Genomic DNA, 16,523 nt, shown 5'->3' with positions numbered 1-16,523 from the left:
TAAATAAAACCTCATTTTATTTGGAGAACTAGACTTTTTCAGTGGTCTCGCATGCGAGGCTCAGCTTCCTCCCCGACGCATCGTGCGTCTGTAGCGCAATGGAACAACTTAGTGTTATAGATTAGTTTTTTTAGTTTTGTCCCAGACTCTTTTTATTTTCCTTCTATGATTTATAAATTATCATCGAGGAAAAACAATAGATTTGATCTTCTTCGTCCTCTTGTATTGCTGCGACATTATATTTAATATCTATCAGTTTTTTCTCATCTATTTTCTGTAGAAATTTATTCATTTGTAATTCAAGATCCTTCTCATGCTCTTGATCAAATAGCTTTACTTTAATCATTATTATTCTCTCCCAATTATTTAGTAGGTTTATTTAAAGGATAGACAAAATTCTCACTATTCAATCAATTTTTCTTAAGATTTTTTCATTATCCATCTTTTTAAAAAAAGCTCAAAGATAAGGAAAAGTAGAAACCTTCCTTCTTTGAGCTTTTCTAAATTATTTTAACTGCAAACTTTTAAACTGTTTTACCATGCCAATCTAGCATGCCGCCTTCCATATTTACTACTTTAAATCCTTGGTCTTGTAGATAGTAACATACGTTTTCGCTTCGCCTGCCTGATCGGCAAATAAAGATGTATTCTTTATCCTTTGAGAAGTACGCTAGATTTTCTGGAATACTATTCATCGGAATATGTTTAGCGCCAGGAATCATTCCTTCTGCTACTTCTTCGTCTTCACGAACATCTACTAATTCTAGTGTTTCCTTGTTATTTAGCTTTTTCTCTAATTCATCTGTTGAAATGGTTTTTATTAAATCCATTCTATTCCCTCCAATAACCTTTTTGTACAATGTGTATATTATTATCTCATTGTAATATAGAGTAATTTGCTAGAATATGCAATTCGTCTGCCCATAGCAAAAACGAGGCCGGTCAATATAGACCAGCCTCTTCTCGTTAATTTGCAACTATATTAACTAATTTCCCAGGAACTGCAATTACTTTACGTACTTGCTTTCCATCAATTTGTTCTTTTACTTGATTGTCTTCCATCGCGATTTGTTCCAATGCATCTTTATTTGCATCTGCTGGAACCATTAGTTTCGCTTTTACTTTTCCATTAATCTGAATAACAATTTCTACTTCATCGTCTACTAATTTTGCTTCATCATATGCTGGCCATGCTTCATAAGCGATAGATTGGTTTGAGCCCGTGATAATTTGCCATAGTTCTTCGGTCATATGCGGACATATTGGTGAAAGTAATTTCACAAATCCTTCTACATATTTTTGGGGAATACTATCTGCTTTATAGCACTCATTGATAAATACCATCATTTGTGAAATAGCTGTGTTAAAGCGAAGCGCTTCAAAATCCTCTGTTACTTTTTTAACTGTTTGATGATAAATTTTGTCTAGCCCCTTCATTTCCTCTATAGTTTGAACTTTTGAAGAAAGCTCCCCATTATCATCAACTAACAATCTCCAAACACGATCAAGGAATCTTCTAGAACCATCAAGGCCATTTGTTGACCATGCAATCGCAGCATCTAGTGGTCCCATGAACATTTCATATAAACGAAGTGTATCAGCTCCATGGCTTGCTACAATTTCATCTGGATTTACGACGTTTCCTTTTGACTTACTCATTTTTTCATTATTTTCACCAAGAATCATTCCTTGGTTGAATAATTTTTGGAATGGTTCTTTCGTTGGAACAACGCCTATATCATAAAGCACTTTATGCCAGAAGCGTGCATATAGAAGATGCAAGACAGCATGTTCTACTCCACCAATGTACATATCAACTGGAAGCCATTCTTTTATTTTTTCAGGGTCTGCAATTTGCTTGTTATTTTTTGGATCAATATAACGTAAATAATACCAGCTGCTTCCTGCCCATTGTGGCATTGTGTTTGTTTCACGTCTACCCTTTTTACCAGTTACAGGGTCTACAACGTTTACCCATTCTGCTATATTTGCTAACGGGGATTCCCCTGTACCAGATGGCTTTATTTCAGATGTTTCTGGAAGTGTCAATGGTAATTCTTCTTCCGGTACTCCAGTCATTGTGCCATCTTCCCAATGGATAATTGGAATTGGCTCACCCCAGTAACGTTGACGACTAAATAGCCAATCACGAAGTCTGTACGTAATTTTCTTCGTTCCAATTTTTTTCTCTTCTAACCAGCTAATCATTTTTGTTATCGCATCTTCTTTATTCAAACCATTTAAGAAATCAGAGTTTACGTGCTCGCCATCACCAGTATAAGCTTCTGCTTCTACATTTCCTCCAGCTACTACTTCTTTAATTGGCAACTCAAATGTCTTTGCAAACTCATAATCTCTTTCATCATGAGCAGGAACAGCCATAATGCTTCCTGTACCATAGCTTACAAGCACATAATCAGCAATCCAAATTGGCATTTTTTCTTCGTTAGCCGGATTAATGGCATAAGCTCCGGTAAATACACCTGTTTTCTCTTTTGCTAAGTCTGTTCTTTCTAAATCACTCTTACTTTTAATTTTTTCTAAGTATGCTTCTACCGCCGCTTTTTGTTCTGAAGTTGTAATTTTTTCTACAAGGGCATGCTCTGGAGCAAGTACAGCATAAGTAGCACCAAATAATGTATCAGGTCTTGTTGTAAATACAGTAAAGTTTTCCTCATGATTGTCAATTTGGAAGGTAACTTCTGCTCCTTCTGAACGGCCAATCCAATTACGTTGCATTTCTTTAATGCTTTCTGGCCAATCTACCTCATCTAAATCTTCTAATAGACGATCTGCATATGCCGTTATTCTTAATACCCATTGGCGCATTGGACGTCTTTCAACAGGATGACCTCCGCGTTCACTCTTTCCATCAATAACTTCTTCATTTGCTAGAACTGTGCCTAATGCCGGGCACCAGTTAACTGCCACTTCATCAACATAAGCTAAGCCCATTTCATATAGCTTTAGAAAAATCCATTGTGTCCACTTATAATATTCTGGGTCAGTAGTATTAATTTCACGATCCCAATCATAGGAAAATCCAAGTGATTTTATTTGGCGACGAAATGTATCAATGTTTTTCTGAGTAAATTCAGCTGGATGGTTTCCAGTATCTAATGCATATTGCTCTGCTGGCAAACCAAATGCATCCCACCCCATAGGATGAAGTACATTAAAATCCTGCATTCTCTTCATTCGAGATAGAATATCTGTTGCTGTATACCCTTCTGGATGTCCAACATGAAGTCCCGCTCCAGATGGATAAGGGAACATATCTAATGCATAAAACTTTTTCTTGCTTTTTTCTTCACTTGTTTTAAAAGTTTTGTTTTCTTCCCAAAACTTTTGCCATTTTTGTTCTATTTTCTGATGATTAAAGCTCATCTTAAATCCTCCTATAAAGTTGTTTTAGCCAAAATAAAAAGCCTCTCATCCCAAATAGGGACGAGAGGCTTTATGTATAATCTCCCGCGGTACCACCCACAATTAGTGAATAAATCACTCGCTTCATTATCCTTTAACGCAGGTGTACGGCAAGCATTACTAAAAGTTCACACTTGCAACTCAAAGGCGAGTTCAAGATGTTTTTGACTGACTTGCACCACCCGTCAGCTCTCTTTTGTTTCAAAAGGGCATCTTTACTATTCCTTATCCGTGTTGTTCACTTATATGGTCTTTATTGTATTGTATTTTGATTCATGTTGCAAGTAGTTTTCAGATGAAGCAGATATCAAGCAATCACTGGCGTATTTCTTTCATTATACGTCTCAACCTGTCTTATGTTCCTTATTTCACCATTTCCCTGCCAATTCAGCAACTAATCGAAGCAACTTTCGATCCTGATTTCGACCAGCAATAAAGGAAAGTCCAATTGGCGCTCCTTCTAAGCTTGCTAATGGTACATTCACTTGCGGAAAACCCGTTAGTCCAGCAATGCAACATAGCTGAAAAGTTTGGCTTCTTTTTACTTCTAACTCTTCCACTGGAAGATTCAAAAGTGGCGCTTTTCCAGGAGCAGTAGGAATAATTAAAATTCCGTCATCTTCAAGCAGTTTTTCCATTCTTTCCTTAATTATACGTCGCTTCTTATTATAATGTGATAAATCCTCTTCTTTTAAAGTACTTGTCCATTGGAATCTTTCTGCTATTCCTGGACCAAAAGTAGGATTTACCTTTTGAATCCACGCTCCATGTTCATGCCAAATCTCTCTTCCTTGGATTTGTCTAAAAATCTCCGCCCATTCCTTTAACCCCTCTTCTGCAATAATAGTACTGGAATAGCTTGGTACAGTAGCCTCTAATTTTTTTAAAAATGGTCTAAAGGTATCCTGTACTTCCTTGTCAGCTAATGCCCATGCATCACTTCCTATCATAAACCGTGTAAAGGAATCATCCTTTTGATTAGGTAAAAGCACGTTTCCTACTTCATATAAGATTTTTGCATCCTGTGCCATCCATCCAACCGTATCAAAACTTTTCGCAAGGGGAATAACACCATCTATAGTAACTGCACCATGGGTAGGACGGAATCCATATATTCCGCAATAGGAAGAAGGTATCCTTACTGATCCTCCTGTATCTGTACCTAACGAGAAATCAGTTAAATCTGCAGCAACTGTCACTGCGGAGCCACAAGAAGAGCCTCCAGGAATACGATTGGCGTCCTTAGGATTAATAGGAGTTCCGTAATGATAGTTTTCTCCGTTTAAGCTATACATTAATTCATCCGTAATCGTCGTTCCCTTTAATGTAGCACCATTATCCAGTAAATCAACAATTGCAGGTGCTGTTTTTTTTGCGGGCTCATGACTTTGGAGCCAATCCGGATTTCCAGCAGAAGAGGCATAATCTTTAATGGCAAATACATCTTTCACGGCAAATGTTAATCCATCCAAGCTTCCCTTTTTTGTAGCTCCAACTGAAATATTTTCATCTATATATGCACCATAATCACGCATCTTTATAAACCCCTCCCCATCTTTCTATCTTTCTTTACATTAAATGATTGACTAGGTTATAGTCTTTTACCTCCCATTTCTTCGCTTTATAATGAATATTGCTAATACATGCATTCGATAAGTAATTTTCGATCGTTAGCTGATCTTCGGATACAACAGTTAATAATGTATGTATAACAGCACCATGCGCCACTAACAATACTTTTTGATCAGGGAACTGAGAAAGTATTTTTTCTAGACCATTCATAATTCTCGTTATTAGAGCCTCTCTCGATTCTTGGTTTGGATACTGATGTTCTGGATACAAAATGGCTCTTTCTTCCCTTGTCTTCCCTTCTGCATCTCCAAAGCTACGCTCCATAAATTCATTCATTTCTACCATCTTTAGCTTTAATGCTTCATTGATGATTATCGCTGTATGCTTTGCCCTTTTCAGTGGACTTGTGACAATGACGTCCCAGTCAGAACCATCTAAATAATCTCGGCATTGTTTTGCCTGCATTATTCCATTTTCATTCAAAGGAATATCTGTCTTCCCTTGAATTTTTCCCCTTACATTCCAATCTGTTTCTCCATGCCTTATTAAACATATCTTTGTCATTTATTTGGTCCTTTCCACGTACTAACGTTATGTTTTAGCGATATTTCTACTTTATTAGAAAATTATTAATTTTTCAAACAAATTAATTGTTAATAAGATTTCCTATTATAAAAAATTCCCCTTTTTTACTAAAGAATCCCTCCTATTACATCTTATTCTATCTGAAAATTCCGCCTTTGGAAAAATCGATATTATTTTATTGCAGGTTTCTCTAAAAGGAACTACACTTATTTCTGGAATTTAGAAATTTAGTTTGCAAAGGAGCATTAATATGCCTCGTTCTCTTTGGCTATTAGTTATTGGAATGGCTGTAAACGTTACAGGCTCTTCTTTACTCTGGCCTTTAAATAGTATTTACATTCATGAGCATTTAGGAAAAACACTAACGGTTGCAGGATTTATCCTAATGCTTAATTCTGGAGCAAGTGTTATTGGTAATTTAATCGGAGGCATTCTTTATGATAAATTAGGTGGATATCTTTCTATCTTATTGGGAATATCTTTAACTGCATCCTCTTTATTAGGTCTAACTCTTTTTCATAATTGGGGTGCATACTGTACTTTCTTTACCTTATCTGGGTTTGGATCAGGAATTATCTATCCTAGCATGTATGCAATGGCAGGAAATGTCTGGCCAGCAGGAGGAAGAAAAGCCTTCAATAGTATTTATGTTGCTCAAAATGTTGGTGTTGCACTTGGGTCAGCGATTGGCGGATTCATTGCCTCTTATTCATTTCAATTTATCTTTTTATCTAACACGCTAATGTATGGAGTATTTTTCCTTATTGCCTTTTTCAGCTATAAAAACATTCAAGTAAAAAATGATATCCTTCCTTCTTTAAATAAGAAAAATTCTAGAAGAAAAGGAAAGCATATATTAAAGGGAAGCCCTGCTATGTATTCTCTTGGAATTTTAGGATTTGGTTATTTATTATGCTGGATCTGCTATGTCCAATGGCAAGCAACAATATCTACCCATACACAGGAACTTGGTATTCCATTAACACAATATAGTTTATTATGGGCTGTAAACGGAGGACTTATTGTTTTTGGTCAACCACTTATTTCTTTTTTCACTAAAAAAGTATGCACATCCATAAAGAAACAAATGCTTATGGGGATTTCCATTTTTATCATTTCCTTCCTAATTGTTGGTAAAGCAGAAATCTTTAGTGGTTTTCTTGCGGCAATGATTATTTTGACCATTGGAGAAATGCTAATTTGGCCAGCTGTCCCAACCATCGCTGACAAGCTAGCTCCTAAAGGAAAAGAAGGCTTTTTCCAAGGGATTGTAAATAGTACTGCTACAGGGGGAAGAATGATTGGGCCGCTTCTTGGAGGAATGCTTGTAGATAGTAGTGGAATGACAGTACTTGTACCTGTTTTAGTGGTCTTATTGGTTATTAGCTTCATTACTGCCTTTTTCTATGATTATCCAACAAAGGAATCTGCTAAATTAACTCCTAAGACGAATTAATATGTAAATGTCCCAACTGTTTCATGCAGTTGGGACATTTTTCATAGCTATTCTTGTCTTGTTTTCGATTTAGCTGGTTGTCCACCAGATTGTTCATATTTCTTTTTTGCTGCTTTGACTAAATCCACATCTTTCCCCAACTCTAGATCCTGATTATTTATCCCATTGCGCGTTTTTTGCTCCGGGTTATTTTTCTTTGAACGTTTATCCATAATGATGCCTCCTTAATGCAATCCTAATGTCAATTGATTTTGCATTTGTTCCACAAGTAATCTCATGCGATGAAGCTCTTCTCGTTGCTGTTGATTAGCACTGTGGTCCATCGTATGCAAATCATTATAAATTTCTTCTAACTGCATTTGTGCATCTGAATATTCATTTGAATTATAATGCTCTTGACGACTTGCTGTTTCATATTGTTGTTCTGCGTAATTGATTACTTGATTGCATCGTTCTAATAATTCATTCATGGACTGACGAGTAGCCAAAAGATAACCCTCCCAACAATCAATACATTTAGAAGCAGCTTTGCTTCCGTCCATAGTATCTGTTTATTAAGCACATCCTATTACTTCCTTTTCTTAACTGATGATGAAATTCTGTTGGATTAAGACTAAAGACATGTTAAAATTCATAGGTGGAAAATATGGAAATAGAAATAAATAAATTTAAATTGCTTAGGAGGTTACTGATATGAATCAGAATAACCCATTCCCATACGCGTCAGATAATAAAAGATACCATACTTGGAATTATCATCTTCGTAACGAGTTTGGACACAAAGTTTTCAAAATTGCATTAGACGGTGGCTTTGATTGCCCAAATCGAGATGGAACAGTAGCACACGGAGGTTGTACTTTTTGCAGTGCTGCTGGTTCTGGGGATTTTGCCGGTAATCGCATCGACAGTCTCGAGAAACAATTTCATGATATAAAAAATAAGATGCATACGAAATGGAAAGACGGAAAATACATGGCCTACTTCCAAGCTTATACGAATACACATGCACCAGTGGACGTACTCCGAGAAAAATACGAAGTCGTTTTAAAGCAAGAAAACGTTGTTGGACTTTCTATTGCAACTCGTCCCGATTGCTTGCCTGATGATGTTGTTGAGTATCTTGCAGAGCTTAACGAACGTACTTATTTATGGGTAGAACTAGGCTTACAAACTGTTCATGAAAAAACAGCAACACTTATTAATCGCGCACATGATTTCCAGACCTATGTTGAAGGAGTTAATAAACTAAGAAAGCATAATATTCGTATCTGTTCCCATATTATTAATGGACTCCCAATGGAAACAAATGAAATGATGATGGAAACTGCCAAAAGTGTTAGTGAACTTGATGTACAAGGAATAAAAATCCACTTGCTTCATCTGCTTAAAGGAACGCCAATGGTAAAGCAATACGAAAAAGGCATGCTTGAATTTTTAACATTTGATCAATATATATCACTGGTTTGTGATCAATTAGAAATATTACCACCAGAGATGATTATTCATCGAATTACCGGTGACGGACCAATTGAGTTGATGGTTGGACCGATGTGGAGTGTAAATAAATGGGAAGTTTTAAATAAAATTGATGCAGAATTAAAAAACAGAAATAGTTGGCAAGGAAAATTTTATCAGGCAAATAAGAAGGTGACACAATGAAGCTTGAAAGAGTTATTCCTTTTGCACATCAATTATTAGAAAAAGTTGTTTCAAAAGGCGCCATCGCTATCGATGCTACAATGGGTAATGGGCATGATACGGTCTTCCTCGCAAAACTTGTTGGCGAAAAAGGGAAAGTTTATAGCTTTGATATTCAAAAAGATGCTTTACTTGCGACAAAGGACAAGCTAACCAGTCAAAAATTGGAAGCAACTGCTTCTCTTCATTTGTGCGGACATGAGCATATAATGGAAGTTGTTCCTACTATGTACCATGGTAAAGTCACTGGTGCTATTTTTAATCTAGGCTACTTGCCTGGAGGGGATAAATCGATTGTAACAAAGGCTGACACAACTATTGCAGCAATCGAACAATTACTACAAATCCTGTCTAAAGAAGGTATTATTGTATTAGTTATATATCATGGCCATCCCGAAGGTGCTATTGAACGAGACAAGTTAATTGCCTTTGTCGAAAATATAAATCAACAGGAAGCCCATGTACTTCGCTACCAGTTTATTAATGGAATTAATAATCCTCCTTTCATTATTGCTATTGAAAAAAGATAATGTCAAATTTATCTAATTAGGGCTGGGGTGTTAACCTTTCCCTTATTGGATTATATATTAAAAAAGTTAGACAAAACTACCCTTTTTCAAGAAGTTTGTCTAACTTTTTCTAATTACATTTATTTACTAAATGCTCTTAATGCTATGGCTGGAACTACTTTTTGAAATTTTCTATAGGCTCTTCCATTTAAATAGAAAAAATAACCAATTGGACCTGAGGTTTTTATCATGTTTTTCGCAAGTTTTCGGATATTTTGCTGTTTATAAACCTTCTCATCTGATAAATAAACACCTAATAATCCCCTATTAATCAATTTATGAAATTTCTGATGTGGCAATTTATTAGTATGACGGTCTGCCTCTGTTACAAAATGTTTTAACCGATTGAATAACTCTTCCTCATTTTTATAATAAAAGCAGAAATTTAAATCTCCACCTATTTTATCTTCCTCTTGATCAATAAAATAATCTAACAGTATATGAAGACCTTGAATGTATGGAAAATACCCGTCTCTAATTAAAGCGGCATAGGAATCATCAAAGTCATCACGAAACGCATAAGAAACTAAGCAAAATATCCCTAGAGTAGATCCGGAGCAAGCAGAAAATTCATACCACTCCATTTTTGGCACATGATTTTTATTTTTCTCAAACCAAAACTTTAATCTTGGAATTCGCTCTTCCATATTTACATGTTTATGTATTTGTAAATCACAGTAATAGCGGCATAACTCAAGAAGCTGTTCTCTTATACTCGCATAATTCTGTAGCTCACTCAGTGTATCCCTACAAGTTTTAGCAAGATCATATAAATAGCCTCCATCATCTTGGTCTTCTCGATAACGATAATAGTTACTCGGCTCAGCACCTACTGTTAAGGCATGCTCCATCGATTCATGCAAAGCTGAAAAATCATTCGGATCTAGTGAAGTGCTTCGATCACAGAGATTATCTAAATAATCACTTATGGTTTGATAAGCAACAATAAATTTAATTACTTCTTTGTATTTACTCATGGCTATAAGCGCCATAATGGAACCACCTTCACAATGAAAGGTTTTATGCTCAATACTTGCTAATGCTTGCTTCCTTAATTCTAAATTGGGAATATTCCTTGCTCTTTGTGTCCAATAATTTAATTCCTGATGAACAACTGGAAAAACCTTCAAGTAAACCTTCGACATTAATGTTAATGGCATCTTTGGAACTGACATATTAAATACCTCGCTTATACGATATAACCAATTGCTTTCAATTGACTATTGATAAAATCCTTCGTGTATTCAAACACTTCTTCTCTTTCTGGTTCATTAAATATTTCATGATAATAATCTGGCCATTCCTTATATCGCTTTTCTGATAATGGTACCATATTGAACCAGGATTTTACCATTTTTTTATCTACAACAAGATCACCGCCTCCTTGCATAACTAGTAGGGGCAAGTCTTGTGTTTTCGCTATATCTTCAAAAGCTCGTTTTGTTGCGTCAATTAATTCTCGATACCATCTTACAGAAACTTTTGTGATGTATAATGTATCATTGGAGTCAATTTCTCTAACCTCTGCATTGCGAGTTGCCATATCAATCGTTAATCCAGAATTAATTCTAAGTTTGGGAGCCACTTTATTTAAGACAAGGGACATTAAACTTATTAATTTATTTGGATATTTTACTAATCCTAAACAAGGGGAGGATAAAATCATCCCCGCAATTTTTAATTTATCTTGTTGAAGCAATCTAATGGATGCAAGGCCACCCATACTGTGCCCCAATAAAAAAACAGGCAAATCAAATTGATATGCTGCTTGAATCCAATCTTTAATTTCTATTGTATATTCATCAAAAGAGTCTATATGCCCTCTATCAGATCTTGTTGTCATTCCCTGTCCAGGAAGATCTCCCATTACAACATGAAAACCGGCTAACCGAAACATTTCAATAAGCCATCCATATCTTCCATGGTGCTCCATTGCTCCATGAACAATAACAATGACAGCCTTTGCGTTTCCCTCAGCTTCCCATTTCCACATAACAGTTCCTCCATCCCATCCAAAATCTATATTATTTTACATATTTTCAAACAAAACATAGTTATTAAGGAAAAATAAAGATTTGTTTTATACATTAACCATTAAAGAATGAAACCCTTTAAGCGAAGTATAGTTTTATTATTATTTTCCAAAGTTTCTTTAATTATAGCAAATATATTGAAAATGTAACGATATTAACCATCACACGTCCATGCTCAAAAATTATGGTATACTAGAAGGTGGTTTAATTTGTCGAATATTAGGGAAGGAAATCATGAATGAATATCGTTTAAAGAAGCATTCAACTAAGCATTATTGCGTTATAAATATTACTCTATTTTCCTAAAGGTATTCTTATTTTAAACCGATAAAAATAAATAAAGATAGTAATTAGGTGAGAATATAAAATGAATTCAAATACAATGATAGTCCTATCATTAATTACATTGTTTTTCTTATTATATTTATTGGTAAGAAAAAAATTAAACACAATAGCTAAAAGCATCTATTTATTTACGATATTCGCCATGGTAGCTGTTAGTTTTTTGCTTATTAATAGAAATGACTTCCCCCAAATAGTCTATGCAAAAGAAGTTGCTACACAGAACACACGTAAAGCTCTTTTATCAGTAAAAGAGGAAACTGATTTATTGAAGGAATCCGTTTTATTGGATGCTCCTATTCTTAATCAGTTACCAGAGCTCCCAAGAGGCTGTGAAGTAACAAGTCTTGCAATGCTGCTTCAATATGCTGATGTCGATGTTGATAAACTGACATTAGCAGAGGAAATTAAAAAAGATAGTACACCATATGTTAGAGAAAATGGCACAATCTATTACGGAAATCCTAATGACGGATTTATTGGAGATATGTACTCCTTAAGTGGTCCTGGGTTAGGCGTATATCATAAACCAATAGCTGCACTAGCTGAGCAATATTTACCTGGTTCCATTGTTGACTTTACTGGATCTGATTTTGAAGAAATTAAAACACATCTGTCCAGTAATCATCCAGTATGGGTAATTACGAATTCAACTTTTAAGAAATTACCAGATAGTGCATTCCGTACATGGCATACACCAAGTGGCACAATAGAGATTACCTATTCTGAGCATTCTGTATTAATTACAGGCTATGATGAAGAGTATATTTATTTTAATGATCCCCTTACTGGCGAAAAAAATAAAAAAGCACCCATAACGGATTTTGAAGAATCCTGGGTGCAAATGGGTAGTCAAGCAATTACGATTAGTTCTTAATTGCTACCTTTCCCTCTTTTAAATATTCCTTTTCAAAGGAATATTTTTTTTCGATATAAATGCTATGCCATACCATGAACATTAGCACTGTCCATATTTTACGGCTATTATCTGCTTTTCCTTGACAATGTTCTTCTAACAATTGGAGCACAACCGATTTATTTAATAAGTGATCTGTATCGCTCTCTTTAATAATATTTTTCGCCCATTCATTCATTTCATCCTTTAGCCAATGACGAATTGGAACAGGGAAGCCGAGCTTTTTGCGATTTAACACATGTTCTGGTACAAATGATTCTGCTGCTTTGCGTAAAATATATTTTGTTGTACCATCCGCTGTTTTTAATGATGTCGGGATTTTCGAAGCGACTTTAAAGACCTCTTTATCTAAGAACGGCACACGTAATTCTAACGAATGAGCCATCGTCATTTTATCTGCTTTTAGTAAAATATCTCCTCGCATCCAAGTATGAATGTCAATGAATTGCATACGATCTACAGGATCATAACCAAGGCTTTCTTCATACAACGGCTTAGTAATATCTCTATAGTGCAAACCTGTATTATAGACAGAAAGTAATTTTTCTTTTTCTAACTCAGAAAACATTTTCGCGTTGCCAATATATCTTTCTTCCATTGGAGTAACTCCACGCTCAATAAAGCTCTTTCCTTTCATGCCTTCTGGAAGAATATTTGCCACAGCCCGCAACAATTTTTTTCCAACGTTCGGAATTTTATTAAACACTTCTAAAGATTGTGGTTCGCGATAAATATTATATCCGCCAAATAATTCATCTGCGCCTTCCCCAGAAAGGACAACCGTTACATGCTTTCTTGCTTCACGTGCTACAAAGTATAAAGGCACACAAGCTGGATCTGCTAAAGGGTCATCCATATGCCACATAATTCTCGGAATCTCGTTCATATATTCCTGTGGAGAAATAATATAGCTAATATTTTCTAGTCCTAATTTATCAGCTGTTTCTTTTGCTACATCTATTTCACTAAAGCCGTTATGCTCAAAGCCAACGGAGAAAGTTTTAATGCTAGGATGGAATTCTTTTGCAATACTTGCAATAATAGATGAATCAATTCCACCTGACAGGAAGGATCCAACAGGAACGTCGCTTCTCATATGCATTTTAACACTATCGAACAGTACATCTTTAATTTCCTTTGTAAACTCGTCCTCTTGTTTGACAACTGGTTTAAAGGATGCTCTCCAATAACGTTTAATTTCCATTGGTTCGCCAATTTTTTTTGTGAAATAATGACCTGGTTCTAGCTTTTTAATTCCCTCTGACATCGTATAAGGTTCAGGGACAAATTGATAAGTTAAGTAATGTTGCAAGGAAGTGTAATTGATAACATCACTTTCTAATGCTAATGAAATACTTTTCTTCTCAGAAGCAAAGTATGTTTTTTCACCATCTTCTAAATAGAAGAAAGGTTTAATTCCAAACGGATCACGCGCTCCATATAATGTCTCTTCTTGCTTATCCCATATAATGAATGAGAACATACCACGAAGCTTTTCTACCGCTTTTTCCTTTTCATGGCTATATAAAGCGATAATTACTTCTGTATCTGAATTTGTTTGGAAAGTTAAACCTGCTTTTACTAGCTCTTCTCTAATTTCTAGATAGTTATAAACTTCCCCATTAAAGATTATCCAATAGCGTTCATTTTCATATGTTAAAGGCTGATGCCCACTTTCAATGTCTATAATACTTAATCGGCGAAAACCAAATTGAATGTGGCTATCATAAAAATATCCTTCATCATCAGGACCTCTATGTGTTATAACACGATTCATTCCTGTAAATAATTCTTTTTGTTCTTCTTGAAAGTTTTGTGCTTTTTCATGTACACAGCCAACAAAACCACACATATTGCTCTCACCTTCTCCATTTCTTTTCCTACATATATTAGGACATTCATAACCATTTTTCATTGTTCTTACAATAAACCATAATTAAAATTTTACTATACCCCTAAATAGAAATTATGTTAATAGGTAATAAGATTCATAAAACCATCACTTAGTTTTCTATTGTAGCATAAATAGTGTAAATTTTTAATTGGCTATTAACATTTGTTTGAGTCAAGTATTTGTGGGAGAAATTTTTTATCGTCGGAATTTCTCTCTTTTTCAGTGTGTTTGCTATCTCTATTGTTAACGCTTTCTATACTTACTCTATTTATAGTCAGGCTGTTTTCGTAAAATTTTTTGGGATCAATAGACCGTTCCTTTCCGCTACAGGCACTTGCTTTCCGCGGGGAGGAAGTCGAGCCTCCTCGCCGTTCCGGCTGTGGGGTCTCGACCTTTCCTCTATGTCCCGCAGGAGTCAAGTGCCTTTCGCTCCAATCCACTCTGCGTTTTCTATGTTGTTAAAATCCATAACCTTTTAGAATACAGTTTACAGTTAAACGTCGACAATCCTTTTTAAAATCCTTGTAATGCTTTTAACGCATGATATAGTGGCTTTCCTGTTGTTTGACTCAAATAGGCAATGTTTTGTCTTGTTGCCTGTCCTGCTGTTTTGGTTAGTTTTTCACGGTAGTATTTTGGTTTTATATGATTTGATTCCTTCTCTTCCAATCGTTTCGTCATTGTTCCGATCAGTGTTTTAATATCTAATCCATCTTTTAAGCCAACCATGAATCGAATAAATGCATCTATTCCTTTTTCACTCCATGCCCTTCCGTTTTTCAGACGCTTGGCAAACACACTCATGGTTCCTTCTGCGCTGCCCATCGGACGCATATCACTCGTATCTATTCCTTGTTCCTGTAACCAAATTCTATAGTCTCCAAGTGCCTCGGGATATGGAGAAAGCTGGTTAATTAATGCTTCTAATCGTTCTTCTTTTTTCTCTGTATCCAGGGTCGCCACTGCACTATTTAACTCTACTAATAATCCCTCTCCATCATACTTAGCTAGCTTTTTTCGTATCGCTTTATATCTAGGATGTTCTTTAAAAATACGTTGGATTTCTCGAGCTACGTGGAATCTGTCTATCGTGAAAAAAGCTTTCTTTTGAAAATACTCTCTGCACGCAGTTATCCAACTAGCTCCGTCCCCATTGATAGCTAAAAGATGAGTAGTTGGATCGTAATGATACGTATCCATTAAAAATTGTTCTAACTCTTCCCAGAAAGGTGCTTCTGCTTTATGAATAAAATGCCGTTTTCCCACAAGACTGGCTCTCTTTCCATTCATAGACCAACCTTCATGGATAGCTGCGATCTTTTCTTCTCGTCCGCGCTTCTTACCACCTTGCCGTTTAATAAATAAGCCATCTACTTCGATAAATAATACCTTTCTTTTTGGTTCGATTGGCAAGCTCGGTACAACTTCTGTTTGTAATAAATGTTGACGAATCGCTTCATGACTAGCTACAGAGTATCCAAGTAATTTTTCTAACGTAGAAGATGCATGTCTGTATGATGGCCCAGTAACCGCCAATTCCATCGCCATTTCTTCCACAACTGGACTAAATCCTTTACCGCCCTCAAACTGTAAATATTGATCTAATAAATAGACATATTTGTTGCCGATACGATCCCAATAGTAATTTCGCTTAATTGAAACAGATCCAAATAAGGTGTCCATCTGAATCGCTCTCTTATCTTTGAGTTGATATCTTCCTTTATCTCGTTGTTCAGCTATTTCTCTGTCATACCCAGTTAACAGCTCCTCGAGAACTTCCGAAAAAGTTTCCTGTAATGTTTTAAATAAATCACTTTCTATTTCTTTTAATGTAGGTAGTTTTATGGTATTTTGTTTCATAGGGACTTTCTCCTTTTGTATGTTTTGTCCGCAAACACTACTATACAAAAAGAAAGTCCCTTTTTCTTTATTTTTGCTCATACTACCGCGCTTGCGTTTGGTTGGCGGTCTAACGACCACCAACCAAACCAGAGGGTAAATTATTTTCTACCCACAAACATTTTACTCATAC

At 35.6% G+C, this 16,523-nt stretch carries 15 protein-coding genes and 1 other annotated feature; of the genes, 4 read left to right on the top strand and 11 right to left on the bottom strand.

Features of this window, described 5'->3' with window-relative positions:
• Nucleotides 1-163 precede the first annotated feature (163 nt).
• From ADJ83_RS21075 to ADJ83_RS21055, 5 genes are all read right to left on the bottom strand, one after another.
• On the bottom strand, nt 164-346 hold the full coding sequence (locus ADJ83_RS21075; RefSeq protein ID WP_031540494.1) for a sporulation protein Cse60: 183 nt from the start codon (nt 344-346) through the stop codon (nt 164-166).
• A 178-nt stretch (nt 347-524) separates the two neighbouring features.
• Nucleotides 525-830: a rhodanese-like domain-containing protein gene (locus ADJ83_RS21070; protein WP_031540493.1), complete on the bottom strand. Its 306-nt coding sequence runs from the start codon at nt 828-830 to the stop codon at nt 525-527.
• A 136-nt stretch (nt 831-966) separates the two neighbouring features.
• Complete coding sequence (leuS, locus tag ADJ83_RS21065) at nt 967-3,387, bottom strand: leucine--tRNA ligase (protein ID WP_031540492.1); 2,421 nt, start codon at nt 3,385-3,387, stop codon at nt 967-969.
• A gap of 53 nt (nt 3,388-3,440) precedes the next feature.
• Nucleotides 3,441-3,667 (bottom strand) — a binding site (T-box leader).
• A 127-nt stretch (nt 3,668-3,794) separates the two neighbouring features.
• Nucleotides 3,795-4,961 carry an amidase gene (locus ADJ83_RS21060; RefSeq protein ID WP_031540491.1) on the bottom strand — a complete coding sequence of 389 codons (1,167 nt, stop codon included), beginning with the start codon at nt 4,959-4,961 and terminating at the stop codon, nt 3,795-3,797.
• Between the two features lie 34 nt (nt 4,962-4,995).
• Nucleotides 4,996-5,562 carry a histidine phosphatase family protein gene (locus ADJ83_RS21055; protein ID WP_031540490.1) on the bottom strand — a complete coding sequence of 189 codons (567 nt, stop codon included), beginning with the start codon at nt 5,560-5,562 and terminating at the stop codon, nt 4,996-4,998.
• 271 nt (nt 5,563-5,833) lie between these two features.
• Between ADJ83_RS21055 and ADJ83_RS21050 the strand changes: the two genes are divergently transcribed.
• Entirely contained in the window at nt 5,834-7,039 is a 1,206-nt protein-coding gene (locus ADJ83_RS21050; RefSeq protein ID WP_031540489.1) for an MDR family MFS transporter, read from the top strand.
• 47 nt (nt 7,040-7,086) lie between these two features.
• Here the strand turns inward: ADJ83_RS21050 and ADJ83_RS21045 are convergent, their stop codons facing one another.
• Both ADJ83_RS21045 and ADJ83_RS21040 read right to left on the bottom strand, forming a co-directional pair.
• Nucleotides 7,087-7,251, bottom strand: coding sequence for a hypothetical protein (locus tag ADJ83_RS21045; RefSeq protein WP_031540488.1), 165 nt, complete (start codon nt 7,249-7,251; stop codon nt 7,087-7,089).
• Between the two features lie 12 nt (nt 7,252-7,263).
• Nucleotides 7,264-7,527, bottom strand: a complete 264-nt coding sequence (locus ADJ83_RS21040) for a YtzC family protein (RefSeq protein ID WP_031540487.1) — start codon at nt 7,525-7,527, stop codon at nt 7,264-7,266.
• 205 nt (nt 7,528-7,732) lie between these two features.
• Between ADJ83_RS21040 and ADJ83_RS21035 the strand changes: the two genes are divergently transcribed.
• A complete protein-coding gene (locus tag ADJ83_RS21035) occupies nt 7,733-8,698 on the top strand; it encodes a TIGR01212 family radical SAM protein (protein WP_031540486.1) in 966 nt (321 codons plus the stop codon).
• The gene (locus ADJ83_RS21030; protein ID WP_031540485.1) at nt 8,695-9,267 is read left to right on the top strand and encodes a tRNA (mnm(5)s(2)U34)-methyltransferase; all 573 of its coding nucleotides are present in this window, start codon (nt 8,695-8,697) and stop codon (nt 9,265-9,267) included. The genes ADJ83_RS21035 and ADJ83_RS21030 overlap by 4 nt, the downstream gene beginning before the upstream one ends.
• 119 nt (nt 9,268-9,386) lie before the next feature.
• On the opposite strand, the gene ADJ83_RS21025 is transcribed toward ADJ83_RS21030, so the two are convergent.
• A complete protein-coding gene (locus tag ADJ83_RS21025) occupies nt 9,387-10,481 on the bottom strand; it encodes a tetraprenyl-beta-curcumene synthase family protein (protein WP_031540484.1) in 1,095 nt (364 codons plus the stop codon).
• A 14-nt stretch (nt 10,482-10,495) separates the two neighbouring features.
• Nucleotides 10,496-11,299 (bottom strand): alpha/beta hydrolase, encoded by an 804-nt coding sequence (locus ADJ83_RS21020; protein WP_031540483.1) that lies wholly within the window; start codon nt 11,297-11,299, stop codon nt 10,496-10,498.
• Nucleotides 11,300-11,706: 407 nt separating this feature from the next.
• Between ADJ83_RS21020 and ADJ83_RS21015 the strand changes: the two genes are divergently transcribed.
• A complete protein-coding gene (locus ADJ83_RS21015) occupies nt 11,707-12,558 on the top strand; it encodes a C39 family peptidase (protein ID WP_031540482.1) in 852 nt (283 codons plus the stop codon).
• On the opposite strand, the gene asnB is transcribed toward ADJ83_RS21015, so the two are convergent.
• Complete coding sequence (gene asnB / locus ADJ83_RS21010; protein WP_031540481.1) at nt 12,548-14,449, bottom strand: asparagine synthase (glutamine-hydrolyzing); 1,902 nt, start codon at nt 14,447-14,449, stop codon at nt 12,548-12,550. The two genes, ADJ83_RS21015 and asnB, sit on opposite strands and share 11 nt — an antisense overlap.
• 555 nt (nt 14,450-15,004) lie before the next feature.
• The gene (locus ADJ83_RS21000) at nt 15,005-16,351 is read right to left on the bottom strand and encodes an ISLre2 family transposase (protein WP_048717475.1); all 1,347 of its coding nucleotides are present in this window, start codon (nt 16,349-16,351) and stop codon (nt 15,005-15,007) included.
• Nucleotides 16,352-16,523 lie beyond the last annotated feature (172 nt).

Origin of the sequence: Bacillus sp. 522_BSPC, assembly GCF_001076885.1 — a bacterium.
Taxonomy (GTDB): domain Bacteria; phylum Bacillota; class Bacilli; order Bacillales; family Cytobacillaceae; genus Niallia; species Niallia hominis.
Note: the sequence above shows the minus strand (reverse complement) of the source record. Positions and strands in the feature narration are given on the sequence as shown.